This is a genomic window from Paenibacillus tengchongensis, from assembly GCF_008973665.1.
Taxonomy (GTDB): Bacteria; Bacillota; Bacilli; order Paenibacillales; family Paenibacillaceae; genus Paenibacillus_AQ; species Paenibacillus_AQ tengchongensis.
The window spans coordinates 1-22,185 of the sequence record NZ_WACP01000022.1 but is presented as its reverse complement, the minus strand read 5'-3'; the positions used below and the strand labels follow the sequence as shown (position 1 = coordinate 22,185).

Sequence of the window (22,185 nt, the reverse complement as noted above, 5' to 3'; positions counted from 1 at the left end):
AGGGATAACTAGTGGGTCAAAAGGTTAATCCAGTCGGACTCCGGATCGGTATCATTCGCGATTGGGAATCCAAATGGTATGCAGGCAAAGAATTCGGGACACTCTTGATGGAAGACGTCAAAATCCGTGAATACCTTAAAGGCAAATTAAAGGATTCCGCAGTTTCCCGTATCGAAATCGAAAGAGCGGCAAGCCGCGTGAATGTTACGATTCACACTGCCAAGCCAGGTATGGTTATCGGTAAAGGCGGAGCCGAAGTTGAAGTACTGCGCAGTGCGGTTACAGCAATCGCTGGCGGCAAGAAAGTACACATCAACATTAACGAAATTAAGCATCCTGAAATGGACGCAATTCTGGTTGCCGAAAGCATCGCACAACAGCTGGAACGCCGTGTATCGTTCCGCCGTGCGCTGAAACAAGCGATTCAAAGAACTATGCGTGCAGGTGCAAAAGGAATCAAAACTCAAGTTGGCGGACGTCTTGGCGGTGCCGAAATCGCCCGTTCAGAAGGATACAGCGAAGGAACAGTTCCACTTCATACGCTTCGTGCCGATATCGACTACGGAACGGCTGAAGCACATACAACTTACGGCCGTATCGGCGTAAAAGTATGGATCTACCGTGGAGAAGTTCTTCCCCCAGCTAAGAAACAAGCTGCTCAGGAAGGAGGCAACTAATCATGTTGGTACCAAAGCGCGTTAAACACCGCAAACAGCAACGCGGTCACATGAAGGGTATGGCAAAAGGCGGTACCGAACTGAACTTCGGCGAATTCGGTCTGCAGGCTCTTGAGCCATCCTGGATCACCAACCGTCAGATCGAAGCTGCCCGTATTGCGATGACACGTTACATCAAACGTGGCGGTAAAGTATGGATCAAGATTTTCCCTGACAAACCAATCACTCAGAAGCCTCTCGAAGTTCGTATGGGTAGTGGTAAAGGTAACGTAGAGAAGTGGGTAGCGGTAGTTAAACCGGGCAAGATTATGTTCGAACTCGGAGGCGTATCGGAAGAAATCGCTCGTGAAGCGATGCGTCTTGCTGCTCACAAGCTTCCTGTTAAGACTAAGTTTGTGAAACGTGAAGAATTGGGTGGTGAAGCAAATGAAAGCTAATGAACTTCGCAACTTAACCACTGCCGAGATTGAACAAAAGATCGCGGGCTTCAAAGAAGAACTCTTCAATCTCCGTTTCCAATTGGCTACCGGCCAGCTGGATAACCCGACTCGGATTCGTGATGTGCGCAAGGAAATAGCTCGTGCTAAAACCGTTATCCATGAAAGAGTACTTGGCATTAGTTAAGCGAGGCCGGATGTAGATCCGTAATCAGGAAGGAGGCTAACTATGAGCGAAGAACGTAACGCACGTAAAGTGCAAATCGGCAAAGTGGTCAGCGACAAAATGGATAAAACCATCGTAATTGCTGTTGAAACTTATAAAAAGCATGACCTGTACCACAAGCGCATCAAGTCCACGAAGAAATTCAAGGCACATGATGAAGAGAACATCGCTAAAATCGGTGACACCGTGAAAATCATGGAAACTCGTCCGCTCTCCAAGGACAAACGCTGGAGATTGGTCGAAGTGATTGAAAAAGCGGTTATCATCTAAGATAATCAGATAGTTTTCTCGGAAGGAGGAAAATAATAATGATTCAACCATTTACACGGTTGCAAGTGGCTGACAACTCTGGTGCGAAGGAACTGATGTGTATCCGCGTGCTGGGTGGTACTGGACGCCGTACAGCGGCTATCGGTGACTTGATCGTTTGCTCTGTCAAACAAGCAACACCAGGCGGCGTTGTCAAAAAAGGTGATGTAGTTAAAGCGGTGGTTGTTCGCACGAAACGTTCGGTACGCCGTAAAGACGGATCTTACATTGCTTTCGACGAAAACGCAGCTGTTATCGTAAAAGAAGACAGAAGCCCGCGCGGAACACGTATTTTCGGACCAGTTGCTCGCGAACTCCGCGATAAAGACTACATGAAGATCGTTTCCTTGGCACCGGAAGTAATTTAAGACTTTCCAAGAAGATTTGTACACAGTGTCATAGGAGGTGTAATGAATGCCTAGAGTGAAAAAAGTTCTGGAATCCCATAGCAATCAACTGCACGTGAAGAAAGACGATGTGGTGATCGTGATCAGCGGTAAGGACAAAGGCAAAAAGGGCCGTGTCATCGCTGCATACCCTCGTGAAAACCGCGTGCTGGTAGAAGGCGTTAATATGGTGAAGAAACACCAGAAGCCGAACCAGTTGAATCCGCAAGGCGGAATCATTGAACAGGAAGCTCCGATCCATGTGTCCAACGTGATGCACGTAGATCCGAAGAGCGGTAAGGTTACACGCATCGGATACAAAGTGCTCGACAACGGCAAGAAGGTTCGTGTAGCGAAACGTTCCGGAGAGATTATCGACTAATATAGTCCTTAAGAAAGGAGGCTAATCTTCATGGCAGCAAGAATGAAAGAACGGTATTTGAACGAAATTACTCCTGCGTTGATGCAGAAGTTTAACTATACGACTGTTATGCAAGTACCTAAGATCGAGAAAGTGGTCATCAACATGGGTGTGGGTGACGCTGTTCAGAACTCCAAAGTGCTTGACTCTGCAGTGAATGACATGCAGCTGATTTCTGGCCAAAAGCCGGTTATCACCAGAGCAAAGAAATCCATCGCCGGTTTCAAACTGCGCGAGAACATGCCGATCGGGGTTAAAGTAACATTGCGCGGTGACCGCATGTATTACTTCCTGGACAAATTGTTCAACGTAACGCTTCCACGCGTACGTGACTTCCGTGGTGTATCGACCAAGGCTTTCGACGGCCGCGGCAACTACACACTGGGTCTGAAAGAACAATTGATCTTCCCTGAAATCGAGTATGATAAAGTAGATAAGGTCCGCGGTATGGACATCGTTATCGTAACAACGGCTAAGTCGGATGAGGAATCCCGCGAGCTGCTGAATCAGCTGGGAATGCCTTTCGCCAAGTAAGATAGATTCTCCGAAACTGTTTAGGAGGTGTCAGGCTAAAGTGGCAAAAACTTCGATGAAAGTAAAACAACAACGCGAGCCTAAGTTCAAAGTGCGTGCATACACACGCTGCGAGCGTTGCGGTCGTCCACATTCGGTACTGCAAAAGTTCAAAATTTGCAGAATTTGCTTCCGTGAATTAGCTTATAAAGGCCAGATTCCTGGCGTGAAAAAAGCAAGTTGGTAAGAAGTTTATAAACGGGAAGGAGGTTTACACACATGACTATGTCTGATCCTATTGCAGATATGCTTACTCGTATTCGTAACGCCAACATCGTGCGTCACGAAACAGTAGAAATGCCTGCTTCTACTATGAAGAAACAAATCGCGGACATTCTGAAGCGTGAAGGCTTCATCCGTGATGCGGAATTCGTTGAAGATAACAAACAAGGGATTATCCGTATTTTCCTGAAATACGGCCCTAACCAGGAGCGCGTTATCTCCGGTCTGAAGAGAATCAGTAAACCAGGTCTTCGCGTTTACACGAAGAGCAATGAAGTGCCTCGTGTACTCGGCGGTCTGGGCATCGCGATTATCTCCACGTCCAAGGGAGTAATGACCGACAAAGAAGCTCGTCAATCGAAATCGGGCGGAGAAGTTGTCTGCTACGTTTGGTAATTAACGTCACAAGATAAGGAGGTGCAACACATGTCTCGTATTGGTCGCAAACCAATCGCAGTACCTAGCGGTGTGGACGTTACTGTCGACAACACCGTTATTACCGTAAAAGGCCCTAAAGGCACGTTGACTCGTGAACTTCATAAAGACATGAAGATCACGGTTGAAAATAACGAAATTAACGTTGTTCGTCCTTCGGACAACAAACTGCATCGCTCTCTTCACGGCACAACCCGCTCCGTTGTCAACAACATGGTGAGCGGTGTGACTGAAGGTTTCTCGAAATCTCTGGAACTGGTTGGGGTCGGATATCGTGCAAGCAAGTCCGGAGATAAGATCGTCCTCAACGTTGGTTACTCCCACCCGGTTGAAATTACACCGGAAGCGGGCATCGAATTCGAAGTTCCTTCGAACACGAAGATCATCGTTAAAGGCATCGACAAAGAACGCGTTGGCGCATATGCCGCTCAAATCCGTTCCGTTCGTGAACCTGAACCGTACAAAGGCAAAGGTATCAAATATGAAGGCGAGCGTATCATCCGTAAGGAAGGTAAAGCCGGTAAGAAGAAATAACAACGGCTCGGTTACCCGGGATAAGATACTTCTTGCATCGTAAAGCGATTTTGCCCACGGCAAACTGAAGGGAGTGAAATGGAAGTCATGATTACTAAAGGCGATAAGAACAAGGCTCGTCTCAAAAGACATCTGCGTGTACGCACGAAAATCCAGGGTACTGCTGAGCGTCCACGTTTGAACGTGTTCCGTTCTTCGAAACATATCTACGCTCAACTGATCGACGACGTGAAGGGTGTTACTCTGGTATCCGCCTCCACGCTGGAAAAAGAACTGAGCGCAAACATCGGTAATGGCGGCAGCGTTGAAGCTGCTGGCAAAGTGGGTCAGCTGATTGCTGAACGTGCTACTGCCAACGGCCACAAGGTTGTAGTATTCGACCGCGGTGGATACTTGTACCATGGACGGATTCAAGCACTGGCTGATGCAGCTCGTGAAGCTGGTCTTGAATTCTAGAACAATTCTTAAAAGGAGGTTAACGACTTGCGTATAGATCCGAACAGTTTAGAGCTGACAGAAAGAGTTGTACACATCAACCGTGTTGCTAAAGTTGTAAAAGGCGGACGCCGCTTCAGCTTCAGCGCACTTGTTGTTGTGGGCGACGGCAACGGACATGTCGGTGCAGGTATCGGTAAAGCCGGCGAAGTGCCGGATGCGATCCGCAAAGGCATTGAAGACGCCAAGAAAAACCTGATCCACATCCCAATCGTTGGAACTTCGATTCCTCACCTGGTTACCGGACATTTCGGCGCAGGACGCGTGCTGCTGAAACCGGCATCCGAAGGTACCGGTGTTATCGCCGGCGGTCCTGTTCGTGCGGTGCTCGAGTTGGCAGGTATTGGTGACATTTTGACAAAATCTCTGGGTTCTTCGAATTCCATGAACATGGTCAATGCTACTCTGGAGGGACTTTCCCGCCTGAAACGCATTGAAGAGGTCGCGAAGCTTCGCGGCAAATCTGTCGAAGAATTGCGCGGTTAAGGAGGGGAACGTCAATGGCAAAACTGCAGATTACCCTCGTTCGCAGCGTAATCGGACGTCCGGAAACACAACGTGTTACCGTTAAGACGCTCGGCCTGCGTAAGACCAACTCCACAGTGGTTCACAATGACACTCCTGCAATTCGCGGAATGATCAACAAAGTGAGCCATCTGCTGTCCGTAACGGAAATTGAAGGCTAAGCAGCCTACTATACACTACCAAGAATAAGGAGGTGCAAACGATGAAGTTACATGAACTTGCTCCAGCTCCAGGCTCCCGCAAAGAACGCAACCGTGTAGGTCGTGGTCCAAGTAGCGGTAACGGTAAAACTTCGGGCCGTGGTCACAAAGGTCAAAACTCCCGCTCCGGCGGCGGTGTGCGTCCAGGCTTCGAAGGTGGACAAAACCCACTCTATCGTCGTCTGCCTAAACGTGGTTTCCTCAATCCTACCCGTAAAGAGTATGCGATTGTAAACCTTGAAGATTTGAACAGCTTTGCTGAAGGAACTGAAGTGACTCCACAGTTGCTCGTTGAAACTGGTGTAGTCAAGAATTCCAAGAGCGGCATCAAGATCCTCGGCAACGGTGAGCTGACCGTAAAATTGAACGTTCAAGCAAATAAGTTCTCTCAATCTGCGGTAGAGAAAATCGAGGCTGCCGGCGGTAAAACCGAGGTGATCTAATGTTCAAGACGCTTAAGAATATATGGCATGTTGAAGATTTGCGCAAAAAGATCCTGTTCACCCTGTTCGTCCTGATCATCTACCGCATCGGTTCATTCGTACCGGTGCCCGGTGTGAATAAAGAAGTGCTGGAAGCAACGAATCAGAGCGGCGACGCTTTGATGGGTCTTTTGAACACCTTTTCGGGCGGAGCGCTCAAAAACTTCTCCATTTTTGCAATCAGTATTTACCCGTACATTACAGCATCCATCATCGTACAGCTTTTGTCGATGGATGTCGTTCCTAAGTTCGCTGAATGGGCGAAACAAGGGGAGCACGGGAAAAAGCAGCTTGCACAGGTTACACGTTACGGTACCGTGGTGCTCGGTTTGATTCAAGCTTTTGCGACTTCCATTGGTTTCAACCGGATTTATGACACGGAGATGATTCCAAATGCTACCTTTGCGGATTATCTGCTTATCGCGATTATCTTGACGGCAGGTACATCCTTCTTGATGTGGCTGGGCGAGCAGATTACCGAAAAGGGAATAGGAAACGGGATTTCGATCCTGATTTTTGCGGGGATCGTCGCTGCCATTCCGGGGTATATCCAGACTACGGCGGAATCAAGCTTTATCCAGCCGGACCAGGTGTTCCTGAATATTCTTAAAGTCGTTATCGTAGTGCTCGTGGTTGCAGCGATTATTGTCGGAGTGATCTTCGTACAGCAAGGTATTCGGAAGATCCCTGTGCAATACGCTAAACGCGTGGTCGGTAACAAAATGTACGGTGGACAGAATACACATATTCCGCTTAAGATCAATGCGGCAGGTGTTATTCCGGTGATCTTCGCCATTTCACTGCTTCAGTTTCCAATTGTACTCTCCAGCTTCTGGTCGACGCATGCCTGGGCTCAATGGGTTACCAACAACCTGGATCATACGAAACCTCTCGGCATGGTCCTGTATGTGGTAATGATCATCGGATTTACGTTCTTCTATACGTTTGTCCAGATGAATCCTCAGCAAATGGCTGACAACATGAAGAAGAATGGCGGGTACATTCCGGGAATCCGGCCAGGAAAAGCTACTGAGAAGTATCTCACCAGAGTCATGTCGCGCCTGACGATGTCCGGTGCCCTGTTCCTGGCGTTCATCTCTGTATTGCCGGTAATCTTCGGAACGTTGTCCGGGTTACCGAAGCAAGTGCAGATTGGCGGTACCTCACTCTTGATCGTGGTCGGGGTTGCCTTGGATACGATGAAGCAGATCGAGAGCCAACTGATCAAACGCCATTACAAAGGCTTCATCAATAAATAGGCGATAGGTTCCGGCGAAGCATTAAGATTGATGGACTTCCCGGCACCTATTGTGCTGTTTCTTGCTTGGTGGCGAACTTTGGAGGGAGAAGAGAGAATCGTGAACATACTATTCATGGGCCCTCCTGGGGCAGGCAAGGGGACGCAGGCAGGCGTAATCGTGAAAGAGTTCGGCATTCCGCATATTTCGACAGGAGATGCCTTCCGCTTGGCGATCAAGCAGGAGACTCCGGTCGGGCTGAAGGCCAAGTCTTATATCGATCAAGGCTTACTTGTGCCTGATGATGTGACCATTGGAATCGTTGAGGAACGGCTTCAGCAGTCCGATTGCGAAAAAGGTTTCTTATTGGATGGTTTTCCAAGAACCCTTTCGCAAGCGGAAGCGCTGGAGGATATCTTAAGCCGGCTCAACACTTCGCTGGATCATGTAATCAACTTGAATGTGGACCGCAGCCTGCTGATGGCGCGTCTGACTGGACGCCGGATCTGCAGTACCTGTGGTGCATCCTACCATCTGATTTTCAATCCGCCGAAGCAAGCAGGCATCTGCGACATTGATGGCGGCGAATTGTATCAACGTCCGGATGACAATGAGGAAAGCGTAGGCAAGCGTCTGGATGAGTACGACAACAAGACAGCGCCTCTGCTGGCGTTTTACGATGATAAGGGTCTTTTGCGTCAGGTGAACGGAGAGAACGAAATTGATGTCGTGACTTCCGAAATCGTATCGTTGCTGCGGGGTTAATGTAATGATCATTTGTAAATCCGAACAGGAACTTGCCTTTATGAGGGAAGCTGGTCGAATTGTTGCCGAGTCTCACCGGCTGATTAAGCAGGCCATTGAGCCTGGGATCACGACAGGCGAGCTCGACCGAATCGCCGATCAATACATTCGCAGTCAAGGTGCTGTGCCGTCTTTCAAGGATTACAACGGTTTTCCTGCCAGCATTTGCGCTTCAGTCAACGAACAATTGGTGCATGGATTTCCAGGGAAACGCAAACTGATCGAAGGCGACATTGTGACGCTGGACATTGGGGCCGAGTACCGCGGTTATCACGGTGACTCCGCCTGGACCTACGGGGTAGGACCAATTTCCGCAGAAGCCCAGCGGTTGCTGGACGTAACGGAAGGCTCCCTGTATGCTGGACTGGCGCTGGTCAAACCGGATGTGCGCCTGTTTACAATCTCCCATGCGATCCAGCAATATATCGAGGAGGCGGGCTTCTCCGTCGTCCGCGAGTATGTGGGTCACGGCATCGGGGCAAAACTGCATGAAGAACCGCAAATTCCGAATTATGGCATAGCGGACCGCGGGCCACGTCTGAAGCCGGGTATGGTACTCGCGATTGAGCCGATGGTAAACGCCGGGGAAAGATATGTCAGAACGCTGGAAGACAACTGGACGGTCGTTACGGTTGACGGCTCGCTGTGTGCCCATTTCGAGCACACGGTAGCAGTGACACCGGACGGCATGGAAATTTTCACGAAACTGAATGCGTAGGTGAACTTCACATGAAACTTGGGAGCAGCCCGCAGGTTGGTCAATTAGTGAGAATTCTCAAAGGCAAAGATGCCGGAGAGGCTGCCGTTGTTATCAAGGTTATAGATAGCAGATTTGTATACATTGCCGATGGAGACAAACGCAGGTTTGATGCCCCGAAGAAGAAGAATATTCAGCATTTGGAGCTCATACCCTTCATCAGCAGTGAGGTTGTAGACAGTTTGGAAGAAACCGGCCGGGTCACAAATGGAAAGCTGCGTTTTGTGGTAATGAAGTATGGGGCTTCCGCCGGATCCAGTGCAAATGAGAGAGGAGACTAACTGTGGCTAAGGAAGATGTCATTGAAGTGGAAGGCACGGTCATTGAACCGCTGCCGAATGCAACGTTTAGAGTCGAACTTGAGAACGGTCATCAGATTTTGGCCCATGTGTCGGGTAAACTGCGGATGCACTTCATCCGTATTCTGACCGGGGACAAAGTCGTTGTGCAGTTATCGCCTTACGATCTGACTAAAGGCCGTATAACTTACCGTAAATAGATGTGAACTTTTGGCACAGTTTTGCTTCGCAAAACTACACGCAAGTTTCGAACCCAGTTTTACTCCGTGTAAAACGATTAGGAGGGAATTAACATGAAGGTAAGACCTTCTGTAAAGCCCATTTGCGAAAAATGCAAAGTCATCCGCCGCAAAGGGACTGTTATGGTAATCTGTGAAAATCCGAAGCACAAACAAAAACAAGGTTAAAGAAGGGGGTGTAGCGTAAATGGCTCGTATAGCTGGTGTGGATTTGCCACGTGACAAACGCGTTGAGATCGCCTTGACTTACATTTTCGGAATCGGTAAAACGACTTCCCAGAAAATTCTGAAAGAAACAGGCATTGATATTAACACACGTGTCCGTGATTTGACGGAAGATGAAGTCAGCAAACTGCGTGAAACGATCGACAAATCGGTCAAGGTTGAAGGTGACCTGCGTCGTGAAATTTCCTTGAATATTAAGCGTCTTACTGAGATCGGCTGCTACCGCGGTGTTCGTCACCGTCGTGGATTGCCTGTTCGCGGTCAACGTACCAAGACCAATGCCCGTACCCGGAAAGGCCCGCGTCGTACGGTAGCAAACAAGAAGAAGTAATAAGGGGGGATAAGAGACAATGGCTAAACCAAAGAAAGTCGTTCGTACCAAACGTCGTGACCGTAAGAACGTTGAAGCTGGAGTGGCACACATCCGTTCCACATTCAACAACACCATCGTTACTATTACGGATCCGCACGGTAATGCAATTTCCTGGGCAAGCTCCGGCGGCCAAGGATTCAAAGGTTCCCGTAAATCGACTCCGTTTGCAGCGCAAATGGCAGCCGAAACTGCAGCAAAAGCAGCTATGGAACACGGCATGAAGTCCGTTGAAGTTATGGTTAAGGGACCGGGCGCGGGCCGCGAAGCAGCCATCCGCTCCCTTCAGGCCGCAGGCCTGGAAGTTAACCTCATTAAAGACGTAACTCCAGTTCCTCACAATGGATGCCGTCCGCCAAAACGTCGCCGCGTATAGTGAAATCAGTTTGGTGATTGTGGTATAATTCTGACGCATCTGCTAATAATAGGTGTTTAGGCATACTACATGATACACCTGATGGGTGAACGTTTCATATAGGAGCGACGTTTGAAGGAGGGGTAACTCGTGATAGAAATCGAAAAGCCGAAGATTGAGACCGTAGAAGTCAATGATGAAGGAACCTATGGGAAATTCGTAGTTGAACCGCTTGAACGTGGATATGGCACGACTCTGGGGAATTCGCTTCGTCGGATTCTGCTTTCGTCCCTTCCAGGGGCTGCAGTGACTTCGGTGCAAATTGACGGCGTTCTGCATGAGTTCTCGACTGTTCCTGGCGTAATGGAAGATGTAACGGAGATCATTTTGAACCTTAAGGCTCTTTCGCTCAAGATTCATTCTGACGAAGAGAAAGTGTTCGAGATTGATGCTGAAGGTGAAGGCATCGTTACCGCAGGTGATATCCGTGCGGACAGCGACGTTGAGATCCTCAATCCGGATCTTCATATTGCCACGCTGGGTCCTGGCGCGAGACTTCACATGCGAATTTTTGCAGGCCGCGGACGCGGCTATGTTCAGGCTGACCGTAACAAACGCGAGGACCAGCCGATCGGTGTTATTCCGGTGGACTCCATTTACACGCCTATTTCCCGCGTGAACTACGTGATCGACAACACGCGTGTCGGTCAGGTGACCAACTATGACAAGTTGACGCTGGAAGTATGGACTGATGGCAGCATCAGACCGGAAGAGGCCGTCAGCCTCGGCGCCAAAATTTTGAACGAGCACCTCGTTTTATTCGTGGGTCTCACGGACGAAGCGAAAGACGCCGAAATTATGGTGGAAAAAGAAGAAGACAAAAAAGAAAAAGTGCTTGAGATGACAATCGAAGAACTCGATCTGTCTGTACGTTCCTACAACTGCCTCAAACGTGCCGGTATCAATACCGTGCAGGAGCTGACCACGAAGACGGAAGAAGATATGATGAAGGTCCGTAACCTGGGCCGCAAATCTTTGGAAGAAGTTCAAGAGAAGCTCGAGGAGCTCGGTTTGGGACTGCGTACTGAAGAATAGTTCACGATTGCTTGAGTAAAGGAGGGAAAACAAATGGCATACCAAAAATTGGGCCGTGATTCCAGCGCGCGCAAAGCGTTGTTCCGCGACATGGTAACGGATCTGTTCTTGTACGAGCGCATCCAGACTACGGAAGCTAAAGCGAAGGAAGTTCGTTCCATCGCTGAGAAGCTGATCACTAAAGCGAAAAAAGGTGATCTGCATGCCCGTCGTCAAGTAGCTGCTTTTGTTCGTCGTGAGACTGTGGATGGTGAACAAGATGCAATCCAAAAATTGTTCTCTGACATTGCTCCTCGTTACACTGAGCGTCCAGGCGGATACACCCGTATCCTGAAGCTGGGACCTCGCCGTGGCGATGCTGCGCCTATGGTATATCTTGAGCTGGTAGACCGTGCGTAGTTAGCAAGCAATGATTTCCGGTTGGGATCAAACTCGTTATTGTGCAGCAGGGGCTTTCAGGCCCTGCCGTACCAATAACCGCGGGAATCACCTTGTATAGAGTAGAAGGAGCTCCCGCCGGGGCTCTTTTTTTTTGGATCGGCGGGGGAAAGGAAGGGTAGCATGCGCAATCTGTTCATGAAAGTCAACTATGACGGAACCCGTTACGATGGCTTTCAGACCCAGCCCAGCGGGAATACCGTCCAGGACCGCCTGGAGGAAGCGATCCGGCTGCTGACAGGTGAAGAGTTGAAGATTACTGCTTCCGGACGTACGGATGCAGGAGTTCATGCCTATGGCCAGCCGTTCAACTTTACTACGGCCTCGCTGATTCCGGTGGAGCGCTGGTGCCTGGCGCTGAATGCCCGGCTTCCGGAAGACATCGTGGTTACGGAAGCACGGGAGGTCCCGCTTTCGTTTCACTCTCGCAGAGGGGCGAAGCGGAAAACGTACCGGTATACGATCAACGGGAACCAGTTCCCCGATCCTTTTCTCCGGCGCTGGCAATACCACCATCCCGGTAAGCTGGATATATCGTCGATGGAACGGGGGCTTTTGCATCTGCTCGGGACGCATGATTACACTTCCTTTGCCTCCCGCAAATCCACCAAAACCTCACATGTACGGACCATTTATGAGGCCCGCATTGAGGTTGACCGCAGTCTTTGCCGGCCGGATACACGGGATCAGGGCATTATTCATACGTATATTACGGGCAGCGGCTTTCTGCAGCATATGGTCCGCATCATTATGGGGACGCTGATGCAAGTGGGCGAAGGAAAGTATCAAGCGGACCGGATAGCTGATATTCTGACTGCATGCGACCGCGGGGCAGCAGGGCCTACGGCAGTGGCCAACGGCCTTGCGCTGTGGAGCGTTGAATACGATGAGCTGGATAGTTGAATCAGGGTTTTTTTTAGAAAATGTTGACCGCTATTCTTAAAAACCGCTTGCGCTTGGCGTAGTTATACTGTAATATAAAAGTTGTGTTTTCTTGATGGCTATCCCACAGCCCCGCTCAAGAAAATGCCCAAAACATGCTTTACCAACTTACAACAATGTAATTCTAATCGTGAAACTTGACATACGAATAAGAAGATTTTCGTACGAGAACTAAGGAGGATACTTTCATGCGTACCACTTATATGGCGAAGCCGAACGAAGTTGAGCGCAATTGGCATATCATCGATGCCGAAGGCAAAACGCTCGGCCGTTTGGCGAGTGAAGCCGCTGCTCTGATCCGCGGCAAGCACAAACCACAATTCACTCCACACGTTGACACTGGCGATTTCGTTATCGTTATCAACGCGGAGAAGATTCATCTGACCGGCAAGAAACTGCAAAACAAAAAATACTACCGTCACTCTTTGTATCCAGGCGGCCTGAAGGTTACTACTGCTCAGGACCTCTTGAACAGCAAACCTGAACGTGTAATCGAATCTGCCGTTCACGGCATGATTCCTAAGACTCGTCAAGGTAACCAAATGAAGCTGAGACTTAAAGTATATGCCGGCGCCGAGCATCCACATGCAGCACAAAAACCTGAAGTTTACGAACTTCGCGGATAAGAATAGGGGAGGACAGTTTCATGGCACAAGTACAATACTATGGGACAGGTCGTCGTAAACATTCGGTAGCACGTGTTCGCCTTGTACCGGGTGAAGGACGCATTGTCATTAACAAACGCGATATGGACGAATATTTCGGTTTGGAAACACTCAAACTGATCGTAAAACAACCGCTGACTCTGACCGAAACACTGGGCAGCTACGATGTGCTGGTTATCGCACACGGCGGCGGCATCTCCGGCCAGGCCGGCGCAATCCGTCACGGCATTGCCCGCGCTTTGCTGAAGGTTGATCCTGAATACCGCGGATCGCTGAAGAAAGCCGGATTCCTGACTCGTGACCCACGCATGAAGGAACGTAAGAAATACGGCCTCAAAGCCGCTCGTCGCGCTCCACAGTTCTCGAAACGTTAATATCTCCTGGTATCCGGGACAGCAAGCCTCCGACCTCTGGTCGGGGGCTTTTCTGTTTTTCACCAGAAAGTCATTGACTTCACTCCTGAAAGCCTTATACTATTTCATATAGATTTAGTTGGGATTGTACTCATTTCACATTAATATATTCATGATTTAATTCGAAAACGGAGGAATATCGTAATGAATCTGCTTGAGAAGGAAGACTTAATTAAGGTGCAAGCCGAGGAACTGGAAAATGCCACACCGGAAGAAATTATCCGCTTTGCGGTTGAAACGTTCCCCAATATAACTTTTGCCTGCAGCTTTGGAGCCGAAGACGTAGTGCTTGTTGATATGCTGCAGAAGATCAGCCCGTCGACTGATGTTTTTTATCTGGATACCGATTTTCATTTTAAAGAAACCTACGAGACCAGGGACGCAATGGTTGATAAATACGGCATGGAGTTCGTCCGTGTTTCCCCACAGATGACTCCTGAGGAACAGGCGCTTCAATACGGTGATTCGCTGTGGACTGTGGATGCCAATCAATGCTGCGCCATCCGCAAAGTTGAGCCGCTGACCCGTATTCTCGGGCAGTATGAGGCATGGATTACCGGTATCCGCCGCGACCAGGCGCCAACCCGGGCCAATGCCAAGAAGATTGAATATGACAGCAAATTCGGGCTGGTGAAATTCAATCCTCTGGCCAGTTGGACTACTGAGGATGTGTGGAATTATATCCGCGAGAACAATGTAATATACAACCCGCTGCATGACCGTAACTTCCCTAGTATCGGCTGCGAATATTGCACCCGAGCAGTAATGCCTGGTGAAGATCCCCGCGCCGGAAGATGGTCGGGTAGCGAAAAAACAGAATGCGGACTTCATAAATAATATTGCAGATGAATCACAGAAGGAGAGAGCGCAGATGACTTCAATACTTCCTCACGGAGGAACGCTGATTCAACGGGTTGCCGAGGGAGCGGAAAGAGAACGGTTGTTGCAAGAGGCTGCCAAGCATAAGAGCATCCCGATTAATACATGGACGATTTCAGATCTTGATTTGATTGGTGTGGGTGCCTTTTCTCCGCTGACTGGTTTTTTGAATGAAGAGGATTACCATTCTGTAGTGACAAGTATGCGTCTTGCGGACGGTATCGTTTGGAGTATACCTGTAACACTTGCTGTAGAAGACAGCACTGCTTCCAGCTTGAACGTTGGAGATACTGTTACACTCGTGGGCGAGAATGACGGCGTGGTGTACGGTCTCTTGGATGTAGAGAGCATTTATAGTGTGGACCAGCAATTTGAAGCGCAAAATGTGTTCAAGACTACCGATCCTGAGCATCCCGGTGTCAGCAAGCTGCTGGCGCGTCCAAGCACCTATGTGGGCGGCCCGATTACGGTGCTGAACCGGCCGCAGCCGGAGAAATTTGCCGACTTTTATTTCGATCCGGCTAAGACCCGGCAAATCTTTGCCGAAAAAGGCTGGAGAACCGTTGTCGGCTTCCAGACCCGCAATCCGGTCCACCGGGCGCATGAATATATTCAGAAATGTGCCATGGAAGTGGTTGATGCCCTGTTTCTCAATCCGCTCGTAGGCGAGACTAAGTCGGATGATGTCCCGGCCAACGTGCGTATGAAGAGCTACCTGACACTGCTAGAGAACTACTATCCGCAGGACCGCACCTTCCTCGGCGTATTTCCGGCGGCGATGCGCTATGCCGGACCCCGGGAAGCCATTTTCCATGCGATGGTACGGAAGAATTACGGCTGTACGCATTTCATCGTCGGCCGCGACCATGCCGGTGTGGGCGATTACTACGGCACCTATGAGGCACAGGAGATTTTCTCCAACTTTAGCGCCGAAGAGCTGGGTATCACTCCGCTGTTCTTCGAACACAGCTTCTTCTGTGTTAAGTGCGGTAACATGGCATCGAACAAGACCTGTCCGCACCCGGCCGATCAGCATCTGACGTTGTCGGGCACGAAGGTGCGTGCGCTGCTGCGTTCCGGTGAATGTCCGCCTCCGCAGTTTACGCGTCCGGAAGTGGCACAAATCCTGATTGAAGGAATGCAGGAAGTTACAGCTTAAATTATCCCTGGGCGTACTAATTGGCCCTCTTGTCCCATATAGATGAGTAGAATCTATGTGGACGAGGGGGTCTTTGTTATGTCTGGCCGACAGCGCAATAAGGTATCGGTCTGGATTTCCTGGAGCGGAATCAAGAAAGGCATGCTCGCCGGCGTACTACTTGCTGCCATCATCAGTATAATCGCTTACGATATGCCAGGCGCCAAACCGGCGAACTACTGGAGCCTGCCACTTTCCGGCAAGGTCATTGCAATCGATGCCGGCCACGGGGGCCCGGACGGGGGAGCTGTCAGCCGCGGAGGACTGATCGAGAAAGACATTAATCTCGCAGTATCGCTTTATTTGCGTGATTATTTGCAGCAGGCCGGCGCAATTGTAGTAATGACGCGTGAAGGCGACTATGACTTGGCCCTTGAAGGAACCAAAGGATATTCCAAACGGAAGACCCAGGATTTGCAGCAGCGGGTGAGAAGCATAGAGGAGAAGGGTGCGGAGCTGTTTGTAAGCGTGCATATGAACAGCGTGCCTTCGGACCGCTGGAGCGGAGCGCAGACTTTCTATTATCCGGCCACTGAGGGGAACAAGGTATATGCCGACTATGTTCAGGAAGAGCTTCGAACCATTCTGGAAAATACGGACCGTGTGGCCAAGACGGCGAATACCGTCTATTTGCTGAAGGCGCTCAAAATGCCTGCTGTACTGGTGGAGGTGGGCTTTCTATCCCATCCGCAGGAATCGGCGCTGCTTGGAGACGATGTCTATCAGCGAAAAGTAGCAACTGCAATCTACCGCGGCATTTTGCGTTACAGTGCGGAGCAGCCGTAAGTGTAGACTACTCTTTCCGGAGAGGGTAATGCTATAATATAACCTAATCCCCGGAGAGTTACCCCATCCGGAAGAAACAGAGGTGTTATCCATGCTGACCAGAGAACAGATTCAGCAAATTCTACAGCCGCTTACCGACCCGGTGTCTGGAAAAAGCCTTGTGGATGCGCAACTGATCCGCGATATTATGGTAAAAGAGGACCGGATCTCACTATCGGTTGCCTGCCTGGATACCGATGAGCAAAGCCGGATGCAACTGGAACAGGAGGTTCGCGATCTGCTGGCAGAAGGCGGGGCGGGCAATGTACATATCCGTCTGCGCGATGCCACCGACTATGAGCGCGCTATATTGCGCGGAGAGAGCGTAGAGGATCAACCGGAACATAATGAGGGGGACAAGCTGAAAGGCCACGCAGCAGGGCTTGAGGGCCATGAATTGCTGAGCGAGGACTCAGGTGTCCACTTCATCGCGGTAGCCAGCGGCAAGGGCGGCGTCGGAAAATCGACGGTTACTGTAAATTTGGCAGTGGCGCTGGCCCGTAAGGGCAAGAAGGTCGGCCTCATTGATGCCGATATCTACGGCTTCAGTGTTCCCGATATGATGGGCATTGAAGAGGGGCCGGTCGTCGAGGATGGAACGATTATTCCTGTAGAGCGTTTCGGGGTTAAAGTAATGTCTATGGGCTTCTTTATCCGGGAGAACAGCCCCGTCATCTGGCGCGGTCCGATGCTCGGCAAGATGCTGCGGCAATTCTTCAGCGATGTAGGCTGGGGAGAGCTTGACTATATGCTGCTCGACCTGCCTCCGGGAACGGGGGATGTGGCCCTGGATGTCCATCAGATGCTGCCGGGCAGCAAGGAGATCATCGTGACTACCCCGCATGCCACAGCGGCCTTTGTAGCGGCAAGAGCAGGCTCTATGGCACTGCAGACAGACCATGAAGTGCTGGGAGTAATCGAGAATATGTCCTATTATGAATGCTTCGGCTGCGGGAAGAAAGACTATGTCTTCGGCAGAGGGGGGGGAGCACGGCTCGCAGAGACGCTGCATACCGAACTGTTGGCCCAGTTGCCGCTAGGCGCACCCGATAACCACATCTCAGAACCCGATTTCTCCCCTTCCGTATATAAAGCGGGTACAAGTGCGGCTGAGATCTTCGCCGAAGTGGCGGATAAACTAATTGCCAAATTTGAATAGGTACAAATCACTAGTATATGCCGACGCTGAAGAGGCCATTTCCTTTAAAGGGAGATGGCCTCTTCCTTGAGCTATCGAAAGATTTTATGAACCGGATTCCTGGCCGCCTTCTTCGCCGCCCCCACCGCCGCCCTGTTCTCCGCCGTCCTGGCCGCCTTCTCCTCCGCCTTTTTTCTCGACTTTAGGCTGCAGCTCATCCTGGACGACTGTCTTCAAGAGGCCCAGCACTTCCATACGGAACAGCGGATTTTGCATGGCTTCCTGCATAATGGTCATTGACTGCTTGCGGTAATCCGGTGTTTTGGTAAGATCCAGGAACATTTTCATCATTTCAGGGGACTTCATAATTTCTGCGACCGATTTCTGATACGTAGGGTCCTTAATCAGCTGCAGGTGCAGCTCTTTGCTCTGCGAGTTGACGGCCTTGGCGAAATCGCCGGCGAACTGCGGATCGGTCATGATCTTTTCGATTTCCTTCTGGTACTCTGGGGCTGTAATTGTATCTTTAACCGCTAGCCGGATTTCTTCCGTGGTCTGCAGCGGCATCATTTTCATGCTGAGTCCGCCGCCTCCGGACGAGCCGGAGCCCGAGCTGCCGCTGAGTGCTTCCTCGACCGCTTTTTTCCCATCATCGCTTTTAAGAATATCGACCACCATGGTCTTCATTTCCTTATATCCCATTTGGCCCGATGAGCTGCTCTGTTCTCCTCCGCACGCAGTTAAGGTTAACACCAGAGTAAGTGCCAAGCCGTAAATCCCCACACGCCTCCACTTCATTGCGCTGCCCTCCTTAGATCGGATTCCTGACTGTAGTATGCCGCGCACCGCAGGTTTTATGAGGGGTGACCGCAGTTTTTGACGGAAGGACTGGCAAGATTATTCTGCTAAAGCTAAAGGTCAGAAAACACCGTACATCCGGAGTGGACAATACGGAGCCATTGCTTAAATTCGGTGCCTAAGGGTTAATCTTAAAGGACAGGTACCCAAGCGAAGGACGATTTTTTGGAGGTGGAATATATGAACATCAAGCGCTATATGATAAAAGACACAGCCGATAAGCTGCTGCACCGGCTCGATCCGGATGACACCGGTGAGCTGAATAATAAAGAAGAGGCGTTGCTCAAGACAGAAAAGCTCAAGGAACGCCTCGCCGAACTGCAGGATATTCTGTTTGCCCAGAAAAAGCACTCACTGCTCGTGGTTCTCCAAGGTATGGATTCCAGCGGGAAGGATGGAACTGTAAAGCATATTTTCTCGGGCATCAACCCTCAGGGGTTCATCGTGACCAGCTTTAAAAAGCCGTCACTTGAAGAAGAAGCGCATGATTTTCTGTGGCGCGTCCACATGAAAACACCGCCCAAGGGCTACATTGCCGCTTTCAACCGTTCCCACTATGAGGATGTGCTGGTTCCCCGGGTGCACGGTACGCTCGGTGCCGGGGAGCTGAAGCGGCGTTTTCGTTATATCCGCCAGTTTGAGGAAATGCTGGCTGAAGAGGGTACGACCATTATCAAGCTTTTTCTGCATATTTCTAAAGAAAAGCAGCTGGAGAAAATCCAGGAGCGGCTGCAGGATCCCGCAAAACACTGGAAATTTGATGCCAGTGACCTGCAGGAGCGGAAATACTGGGATGATTACCAACGGGCCTACGAGGATGTTTTTAAAGAGACTCATATTGAAAAAGCGCCCTGGTACTGGATACCGGCCAACCACCGCTGGTACCGCAATTACTTGGCGCTAAGTATTGTCGTTAAGACACTGGAGACGCTGGATCTCAGTTATCCGAAGCTGGATGCGCCAACGCCGGAGATCTCAGAACTGATTTCTCCCCGGCATTGACCAGGCTGATCGCTTACATGCCGGCTGCATCCTCAAGACTGTCATCCAGCCAAGCGGAGTCGCGAACTTCGGTGCCGTCGGCGCTGCTTTGGCTGATCAGCTCGGAAACGGTCACAAATTCGTAACCCTGAGCCCGCAAATTGTCGATAATGAGCGGAAGCGCCTCATGTGTCTGTTTGCACGAATCGCTCGCATGTAACAGGACAATATCCCCGGGATGGGCTTTAGAGGTGACGCGCTTGACAATATTGTCGACGCCAATGTTCTTCCAGTCCAGGGAATCGGTATCCCACTGGATCACCTTATAGCCGAGATCGCTGGCCACCTGAAGCACTCTTTTATCAAAATCGCCGTTGGGCATGCGGATCAGGTTGGGCGCTTTACCGGTCATTTCGGTCAGGATCGTATGTGCCGTCGAAATTTGCGTACGGATTTCCTCGTTGCTGAGTGTGCTGTAGTTGACATGCTTGTGGCCGTGGCTGCCAATTTCAAAGCCTGCATCCTTGATGCTGGTGACGATATCCGGGTGGGTTTTGCTCCAGGGTGATGAGAGGAAGAAGGTGGCCTTATCCACTTTTTTATCCTCCAGCACCTTCAGAATCGGTTCAGGCCGTTTCTCTCCCCAGCTAATATCGAAGGTTAAGGCGATCAGCTTCTTTTCCGTCGGCACGCTGTATATTGCGGAAGGACCGGATTCAGAGAAAACGGTAATATTGCCCCTCTCGACATATACGACACCGGCGGCCAGAAGCGCAGCGGCAAAAAGGTACAGAAACCGTTTAATCTTTTTTCCGCTGAATACATAAAACGAATTCATACTGACAGCGCTCCTCTCCCATGACGAAATGCTTGTTTACTCTAAATGTATGCTCGTACCTGCTGCTTAGACCTATTCCGGAGTAAATCATGGACAGGAGAATATACAATACCGGGAGGCCGCTATGCTTTCATTGCCTGCTTTTGTTAGAGATTTGAAAAGTATGAGCGCTGCGCTGTGGCTGGCGTTTATATTGTTTGTTCTTGGGGGAGGCATCGGCTGGATCGGAACGGGAAGCATTGAGCGGCTACTGGCCGGACAGCTTGAGGGGTTAAGCACGATTGCGGGGGAATTGAGGGAGTCGGCCAATCCGCAATGGAGCTTCTTTTGGTTCATTTTCATGAACAACAGCATCAAGTCTGTTCTAATCATTTATCTTGGTGCGCTGTTCGGGGTGCTGCCGGCGTTCTTCTTACTCATTAACGGGGCAGTTATCGGATACTTGATTCATTTGTCCCTGCTGCAAGGACAAGATTTGTTCGAACTGATCATAAAAGGACTGCTGCCCCATGGCGTTATTGAGATTCCAGCGCTATTGATCGCTTGTGCGTTAGGGCTGCAATTCGGGGGAACGGTAGCCGCCAGGTTATTCAGTGCAAATACCCGGGATGAGACATCTCGGTCACTTACGGCAATGCTGAAGCGAACTGTGACCGGATCATTGTGGGTTGTAGTAATGATGCTTATCGCCGCTGTAATCGAAAGTACAATAACCTTTGCCCTCTTATCATAAAATCCGGCGGAAATGTGCATACCATATAAAGCCAAAGGCTTCAGGGCTGGAAGCAGGCATCCCTTGTCTTCAGGAGCTGAGGGGAATTTTAATATTTGTGGTTATAGGTACCGTGCTTCGGGTTAATCTAGTGTAAGCGGATAGATAGACCTGCGTTTCCCACCCAATGGACTAACTTCGATCGCACAAGCGGAGGTATCTAAGACTTTTTCAGTTCAATTTATGAAGGAGGCCAAGCATATGTTGGGAATGTTGTTCAATGAGAAAGAATGCAAGGAGCTGGATTATGTCTTGCGCAAAGAGCTTGACGAGATGCTTCTGGATTTAAGCGATCAACGCTTGGACCAGAATATCAGGCATGCCATTGCCAATCGATATAAAACGGTATTCCGCATGTATGCCCGTTTCGCTCCGCAAAAAGAACTGTCCAAGTATGCGTGGGGTGGACGAACGTCGCAGTTCAAACACTGAGAGCTCGAGCATTCAGGGGGACACATAATGGATATTCGCAAAAAAATGAAAACTAATAGTTGACTAATAAGGAGCTGCTGTGATACATTATATCTCGCGCTCCTTTTCATTTTGAAAAAGAAGAACGCAGGCGAGCAAAAAACGAAAAAAACTTTTTCAAAAAAAAGCTTGCCAAAACAAACGAGGTTATGATATATTATAAAAGTCGCCGCTGACAAACAGCGAAGACGAAAATGATAGCTTTGATCTTTGAAAACTGAACAACGAGTGAGTATCGGGATTCACTTCGGTGATTCCAAAATGAGAATTTATTCTCGTCAGTTTCAAAATGAGCTATCAGCTTATTCGATAAATTTTCGGATGGTTATTTTCCCGGGGTAATTCGGGTGAAGTAGGCGCTCGAAAAAAACCTTATTGGAGAGTTTGATCCTGGCTCAGGACGAACGCTGGCGGCGTGCCTAATACATGCAAGTCGAGCGGAGTGATGAGGGAGCTTGCTCCC

At 49.9% G+C, this 22,185-nt stretch carries 36 protein-coding genes and 1 rRNA gene; 35 read left to right on the top strand and 2 right to left on the bottom strand.

The window, feature by feature from the left end; all coding sequences use genetic code 11:
- Positions 1-11: 11 nt before the first annotated feature.
- The 31 genes from rpsC (at position 12) to F1381_RS26435 (ending at position 17,823) form a co-directional block, all read left to right on the top strand.
- A complete protein-coding gene (rpsC, locus tag F1381_RS26585; RefSeq protein ID WP_151737837.1) occupies positions 12-677 on the top strand; it encodes a 30S ribosomal protein S3 in 666 nt (221 codons plus the stop codon).
- Between the two features lie 2 nt (positions 678-679).
- Positions 680-1,114, top strand: coding sequence for a 50S ribosomal protein L16 (gene rplP, locus F1381_RS26580; protein ID WP_150275544.1), 435 nt, complete (start codon positions 680-682; stop codon positions 1,112-1,114).
- Positions 1,104-1,301, top strand: coding sequence for a 50S ribosomal protein L29 (gene rpmC / locus F1381_RS26575; RefSeq protein ID WP_091072758.1), 198 nt, complete (start codon positions 1,104-1,106; stop codon positions 1,299-1,301). Before rplP ends, rpmC begins: the two co-directional genes overlap by 11 nt.
- 42 nt (positions 1,302-1,343) lie before the next feature.
- The gene (gene rpsQ, locus F1381_RS26570; RefSeq protein ID WP_151737836.1) at positions 1,344-1,610 is read left to right on the top strand and encodes a 30S ribosomal protein S17; all 267 of its coding nucleotides are present in this window, start codon (positions 1,344-1,346) and stop codon (positions 1,608-1,610) included.
- A gap of 38 nt (positions 1,611-1,648) precedes the next feature.
- Positions 1,649-2,017: a 50S ribosomal protein L14 gene (gene rplN / locus F1381_RS26565; RefSeq protein WP_151737835.1), complete on the top strand. Its 369-nt coding sequence runs from the start codon at positions 1,649-1,651 to the stop codon at positions 2,015-2,017.
- A 46-nt stretch (positions 2,018-2,063) separates the two neighbouring features.
- Complete coding sequence (rplX, locus tag F1381_RS26560; protein ID WP_222850492.1) at positions 2,064-2,417, top strand: 50S ribosomal protein L24; 354 nt, start codon at positions 2,064-2,066, stop codon at positions 2,415-2,417.
- 30 nt (positions 2,418-2,447) lie between these two features.
- On the top strand, positions 2,448-2,990 hold the full coding sequence (rplE, locus tag F1381_RS26555) for a 50S ribosomal protein L5 (RefSeq protein WP_151737834.1): 543 nt from the start codon (positions 2,448-2,450) through the stop codon (positions 2,988-2,990).
- 40 nt (positions 2,991-3,030) lie between these two features.
- On the top strand, positions 3,031-3,216 hold the full coding sequence (locus F1381_RS26550; protein WP_036589425.1) for a type Z 30S ribosomal protein S14: 186 nt from the start codon (positions 3,031-3,033) through the stop codon (positions 3,214-3,216).
- Between the two features lie 32 nt (positions 3,217-3,248).
- Positions 3,249-3,647, top strand: coding sequence for a 30S ribosomal protein S8 (gene rpsH / locus F1381_RS26545; RefSeq protein WP_150275547.1), 399 nt, complete (start codon positions 3,249-3,251; stop codon positions 3,645-3,647).
- A gap of 30 nt (positions 3,648-3,677) precedes the next feature.
- Positions 3,678-4,220 (top strand): 50S ribosomal protein L6, encoded by a 543-nt coding sequence (gene rplF / locus F1381_RS26540; RefSeq protein WP_151737833.1) that lies wholly within the window; start codon positions 3,678-3,680, stop codon positions 4,218-4,220.
- An 87-nt stretch (positions 4,221-4,307) separates the two neighbouring features.
- On the top strand, positions 4,308-4,676 hold the full coding sequence (gene rplR / locus F1381_RS26535) for a 50S ribosomal protein L18 (protein WP_151737875.1): 369 nt from the start codon (positions 4,308-4,310) through the stop codon (positions 4,674-4,676).
- A 27-nt stretch (positions 4,677-4,703) separates the two neighbouring features.
- The gene (gene rpsE, locus F1381_RS26530; RefSeq protein WP_150275549.1) at positions 4,704-5,201 is read left to right on the top strand and encodes a 30S ribosomal protein S5; all 498 of its coding nucleotides are present in this window, start codon (positions 4,704-4,706) and stop codon (positions 5,199-5,201) included.
- A gap of 14 nt (positions 5,202-5,215) precedes the next feature.
- A complete protein-coding gene (gene rpmD, locus F1381_RS26525; protein WP_150275550.1) occupies positions 5,216-5,401 on the top strand; it encodes a 50S ribosomal protein L30 in 186 nt (61 codons plus the stop codon).
- Positions 5,402-5,442: 41 nt separating this feature from the next.
- On the top strand, positions 5,443-5,883 hold the full coding sequence (rplO, locus tag F1381_RS26520; RefSeq protein WP_150275551.1) for a 50S ribosomal protein L15: 441 nt from the start codon (positions 5,443-5,445) through the stop codon (positions 5,881-5,883).
- Positions 5,883-7,181: a preprotein translocase subunit SecY gene (gene secY / locus F1381_RS26515; RefSeq protein ID WP_151737832.1), complete on the top strand. Its 1,299-nt coding sequence runs from the start codon at positions 5,883-5,885 to the stop codon at positions 7,179-7,181. The genes rplO and secY overlap by 1 nt, the downstream gene beginning before the upstream one ends.
- Positions 7,182-7,280: 99 nt before the next feature.
- Positions 7,281-7,925 (top strand): adenylate kinase, encoded by a 645-nt coding sequence (locus F1381_RS26510; protein ID WP_151737831.1) that lies wholly within the window; start codon positions 7,281-7,283, stop codon positions 7,923-7,925.
- A gap of 4 nt (positions 7,926-7,929) precedes the next feature.
- Positions 7,930-8,682: a type I methionyl aminopeptidase gene (gene map, locus F1381_RS26505; protein WP_151737830.1), complete on the top strand. Its 753-nt coding sequence runs from the start codon at positions 7,930-7,932 to the stop codon at positions 8,680-8,682.
- Between the two features lie 11 nt (positions 8,683-8,693).
- Positions 8,694-9,002, top strand: a complete 309-nt coding sequence (locus F1381_RS26500) for a KOW domain-containing RNA-binding protein (protein ID WP_151737829.1) — start codon at positions 8,694-8,696, stop codon at positions 9,000-9,002.
- A gap of 2 nt (positions 9,003-9,004) precedes the next feature.
- On the top strand, positions 9,005-9,220 hold the full coding sequence (infA, locus tag F1381_RS26495) for a translation initiation factor IF-1 (RefSeq protein WP_007132547.1): 216 nt from the start codon (positions 9,005-9,007) through the stop codon (positions 9,218-9,220).
- Positions 9,221-9,313: 93 nt separating this feature from the next.
- Positions 9,314-9,427 carry a 50S ribosomal protein L36 gene (rpmJ, locus tag F1381_RS26490; RefSeq protein WP_003322638.1) on the top strand — a complete coding sequence of 38 codons (114 nt, stop codon included), beginning with the start codon at positions 9,314-9,316 and terminating at the stop codon, positions 9,425-9,427.
- 19 nt (positions 9,428-9,446) lie between these two features.
- Entirely contained in the window at positions 9,447-9,815 is a 369-nt protein-coding gene (gene rpsM, locus F1381_RS26485) for a 30S ribosomal protein S13 (RefSeq protein ID WP_150275556.1), read from the top strand.
- Between the two features lie 19 nt (positions 9,816-9,834).
- The gene (gene rpsK, locus F1381_RS26480; protein WP_151737828.1) at positions 9,835-10,230 is read left to right on the top strand and encodes a 30S ribosomal protein S11; all 396 of its coding nucleotides are present in this window, start codon (positions 9,835-9,837) and stop codon (positions 10,228-10,230) included.
- Positions 10,231-10,359: 129 nt separating this feature from the next.
- Positions 10,360-11,304, top strand: a complete 945-nt coding sequence (locus tag F1381_RS26475) for a DNA-directed RNA polymerase subunit alpha (RefSeq protein WP_150275558.1) — start codon at positions 10,360-10,362, stop codon at positions 11,302-11,304.
- Positions 11,305-11,337: 33 nt separating this feature from the next.
- A complete protein-coding gene (gene rplQ / locus F1381_RS26470) occupies positions 11,338-11,703 on the top strand; it encodes a 50S ribosomal protein L17 (RefSeq protein ID WP_019908254.1) in 366 nt (121 codons plus the stop codon).
- Positions 11,704-11,865: 162 nt separating this feature from the next.
- Complete coding sequence (gene truA, locus F1381_RS26465) at positions 11,866-12,645, top strand: tRNA pseudouridine(38-40) synthase TruA (protein WP_151737827.1); 780 nt, start codon at positions 11,866-11,868, stop codon at positions 12,643-12,645.
- Positions 12,646-12,872: 227 nt separating this feature from the next.
- The gene (rplM, locus tag F1381_RS26460; RefSeq protein ID WP_151737826.1) at positions 12,873-13,310 is read left to right on the top strand and encodes a 50S ribosomal protein L13; all 438 of its coding nucleotides are present in this window, start codon (positions 12,873-12,875) and stop codon (positions 13,308-13,310) included.
- 20 nt (positions 13,311-13,330) lie between these two features.
- The gene (rpsI, locus tag F1381_RS26455) at positions 13,331-13,723 is read left to right on the top strand and encodes a 30S ribosomal protein S9 (RefSeq protein ID WP_151737825.1); all 393 of its coding nucleotides are present in this window, start codon (positions 13,331-13,333) and stop codon (positions 13,721-13,723) included.
- A gap of 183 nt (positions 13,724-13,906) precedes the next feature.
- The gene (locus tag F1381_RS26450; RefSeq protein ID WP_151737824.1) at positions 13,907-14,599 is read left to right on the top strand and encodes a phosphoadenylyl-sulfate reductase; all 693 of its coding nucleotides are present in this window, start codon (positions 13,907-13,909) and stop codon (positions 14,597-14,599) included.
- Between the two features lie 34 nt (positions 14,600-14,633).
- Positions 14,634-15,800 carry a sulfate adenylyltransferase gene (sat, locus tag F1381_RS26445; RefSeq protein ID WP_151737823.1) on the top strand — a complete coding sequence of 389 codons (1,167 nt, stop codon included), beginning with the start codon at positions 14,634-14,636 and terminating at the stop codon, positions 15,798-15,800.
- A gap of 78 nt (positions 15,801-15,878) precedes the next feature.
- Positions 15,879-16,625 carry an N-acetylmuramoyl-L-alanine amidase CwlD gene (gene cwlD / locus F1381_RS26440; RefSeq protein WP_151737822.1) on the top strand — a complete coding sequence of 249 codons (747 nt, stop codon included), beginning with the start codon at positions 15,879-15,881 and terminating at the stop codon, positions 16,623-16,625.
- Between the two features lie 91 nt (positions 16,626-16,716).
- The gene (locus F1381_RS26435) at positions 16,717-17,823 is read left to right on the top strand and encodes an Mrp/NBP35 family ATP-binding protein (RefSeq protein ID WP_151737821.1); all 1,107 of its coding nucleotides are present in this window, start codon (positions 16,717-16,719) and stop codon (positions 17,821-17,823) included.
- A gap of 84 nt (positions 17,824-17,907) precedes the next feature.
- Here F1381_RS26435 and gerD read toward each other — a convergent pair whose 3' ends face one another.
- Complete coding sequence (gene gerD / locus F1381_RS26430; protein WP_151737820.1) at positions 17,908-18,600, bottom strand: spore germination lipoprotein GerD; 693 nt, start codon at positions 18,598-18,600, stop codon at positions 17,908-17,910.
- 240 nt (positions 18,601-18,840) lie between these two features.
- Between gerD and F1381_RS26425 the strand changes: the two genes are divergently transcribed.
- Positions 18,841-19,662, top strand: coding sequence for a PPK2 family polyphosphate kinase (locus F1381_RS26425; protein ID WP_151737819.1), 822 nt, complete (start codon positions 18,841-18,843; stop codon positions 19,660-19,662).
- Positions 19,663-19,675: 13 nt separating this feature from the next.
- On the opposite strand, the gene pdaB is transcribed toward F1381_RS26425, so the two are convergent.
- Positions 19,676-20,479, bottom strand: a complete 804-nt coding sequence (pdaB, locus tag F1381_RS26420) for a polysaccharide deacetylase family sporulation protein PdaB (protein ID WP_151737818.1) — start codon at positions 20,477-20,479, stop codon at positions 19,676-19,678.
- 163 nt (positions 20,480-20,642) lie between these two features.
- On the opposite strand from pdaB, the gene F1381_RS26415 reads away from it, so the two are divergent.
- From F1381_RS26415 to F1381_RS26405, 3 genes are all read left to right on the top strand, one after another.
- A complete protein-coding gene (locus tag F1381_RS26415) occupies positions 20,643-21,212 on the top strand; it encodes a stage II sporulation protein M (protein ID WP_246188208.1) in 570 nt (189 codons plus the stop codon).
- A 240-nt stretch (positions 21,213-21,452) separates the two neighbouring features.
- Complete coding sequence (locus F1381_RS26410) at positions 21,453-21,683, top strand: hypothetical protein (protein WP_054943997.1); 231 nt, start codon at positions 21,453-21,455, stop codon at positions 21,681-21,683.
- A gap of 411 nt (positions 21,684-22,094) precedes the next feature.
- A 16S ribosomal RNA gene (locus F1381_RS26405) occupies positions 22,095-22,185 on the top strand; the annotation flags it as partial.

Bases quoted from the DNA above. Each gene is read 5' to 3' on its own strand.
- rplQ (WP_019908254.1), top strand. From the start codon at position 11,338: ATGGCATACCAAAAATTGGGCCGTGATTCCAGCGCGCGCAAAGCGTTG.
- secY (WP_151737832.1), top strand. From the start codon at position 5,883: ATGTTCAAGACGCTTAAGAATATATGGCATGTTGAAGATTTGCGCAAA.
- gerD (WP_151737820.1), bottom strand. From the start codon at position 18,600: ATGAAGTGGAGGCGTGTGGGGATTTACGGCTTGGCACTTACTCTGGTG.
- pdaB (WP_151737818.1), bottom strand. From the start codon at position 20,479: ATGAATTCGTTTTATGTATTCAGCGGAAAAAAGATTAAACGGTTTCTG.
- sat (WP_151737823.1), top strand. From the start codon at position 14,634: ATGACTTCAATACTTCCTCACGGAGGAACGCTGATTCAACGGGTTGCC.
- rpsI (WP_151737825.1), top strand. From the start codon at position 13,331: ATGGCACAAGTACAATACTATGGGACAGGTCGTCGTAAACATTCGGTA.
- rpsK (WP_151737828.1), top strand. From the start codon at position 9,835: ATGGCTAAACCAAAGAAAGTCGTTCGTACCAAACGTCGTGACCGTAAG.
- cwlD (WP_151737822.1), top strand. From the start codon at position 15,879: ATGTCTGGCCGACAGCGCAATAAGGTATCGGTCTGGATTTCCTGGAGC.
- rpmC (WP_091072758.1), top strand. From the start codon at position 1,104: ATGAAAGCTAATGAACTTCGCAACTTAACCACTGCCGAGATTGAACAA.
- rplP (WP_150275544.1), top strand. From the start codon at position 680: ATGTTGGTACCAAAGCGCGTTAAACACCGCAAACAGCAACGCGGTCAC.
- truA (WP_151737827.1), top strand. From the start codon at position 11,866: ATGCGCAATCTGTTCATGAAAGTCAACTATGACGGAACCCGTTACGAT.
- rpsH (WP_150275547.1), top strand. From the start codon at position 3,249: ATGACTATGTCTGATCCTATTGCAGATATGCTTACTCGTATTCGTAAC.
- rplM (WP_151737826.1), top strand. From the start codon at position 12,873: ATGCGTACCACTTATATGGCGAAGCCGAACGAAGTTGAGCGCAATTGG.
- rplE (WP_151737834.1), top strand. From the start codon at position 2,448: ATGGCAGCAAGAATGAAAGAACGGTATTTGAACGAAATTACTCCTGCG.
- rpmD (WP_150275550.1), top strand. From the start codon at position 5,216: ATGGCAAAACTGCAGATTACCCTCGTTCGCAGCGTAATCGGACGTCCG.
- F1381_RS26410 (WP_054943997.1), top strand. From the start codon at position 21,453: ATGTTGGGAATGTTGTTCAATGAGAAAGAATGCAAGGAGCTGGATTAT.
- rpsQ (WP_151737836.1), top strand. From the start codon at position 1,344: ATGAGCGAAGAACGTAACGCACGTAAAGTGCAAATCGGCAAAGTGGTC.
- rpsM (WP_150275556.1), top strand. From the start codon at position 9,447: ATGGCTCGTATAGCTGGTGTGGATTTGCCACGTGACAAACGCGTTGAG.
- F1381_RS26435 (WP_151737821.1), top strand. From the start codon at position 16,717: ATGCTGACCAGAGAACAGATTCAGCAAATTCTACAGCCGCTTACCGAC.
- rplO (WP_150275551.1), top strand. From the start codon at position 5,443: ATGAAGTTACATGAACTTGCTCCAGCTCCAGGCTCCCGCAAAGAACGC.
- F1381_RS26425 (WP_151737819.1), top strand. From the start codon at position 18,841: ATGAACATCAAGCGCTATATGATAAAAGACACAGCCGATAAGCTGCTG.
- rplX (WP_222850492.1), top strand. From the start codon at position 2,064: ATGCCTAGAGTGAAAAAAGTTCTGGAATCCCATAGCAATCAACTGCAC.
- rpmJ (WP_003322638.1), top strand. From the start codon at position 9,314: ATGAAGGTAAGACCTTCTGTAAAGCCCATTTGCGAAAAATGCAAAGTC.
- rplR (WP_151737875.1), top strand. From the start codon at position 4,308: ATGATTACTAAAGGCGATAAGAACAAGGCTCGTCTCAAAAGACATCTG.
- map (WP_151737830.1), top strand. From the start codon at position 7,930: ATGATCATTTGTAAATCCGAACAGGAACTTGCCTTTATGAGGGAAGCT.
- F1381_RS26500 (WP_151737829.1), top strand. From the start codon at position 8,694: ATGAAACTTGGGAGCAGCCCGCAGGTTGGTCAATTAGTGAGAATTCTC.
- F1381_RS26415 (WP_246188208.1), top strand. From the start codon at position 20,643: ATGAGCGCTGCGCTGTGGCTGGCGTTTATATTGTTTGTTCTTGGGGGA.
- rplF (WP_151737833.1), top strand. From the start codon at position 3,678: ATGTCTCGTATTGGTCGCAAACCAATCGCAGTACCTAGCGGTGTGGAC.
- rplN (WP_151737835.1), top strand. From the start codon at position 1,649: ATGATTCAACCATTTACACGGTTGCAAGTGGCTGACAACTCTGGTGCG.
- F1381_RS26450 (WP_151737824.1), top strand. From the start codon at position 13,907: ATGAATCTGCTTGAGAAGGAAGACTTAATTAAGGTGCAAGCCGAGGAA.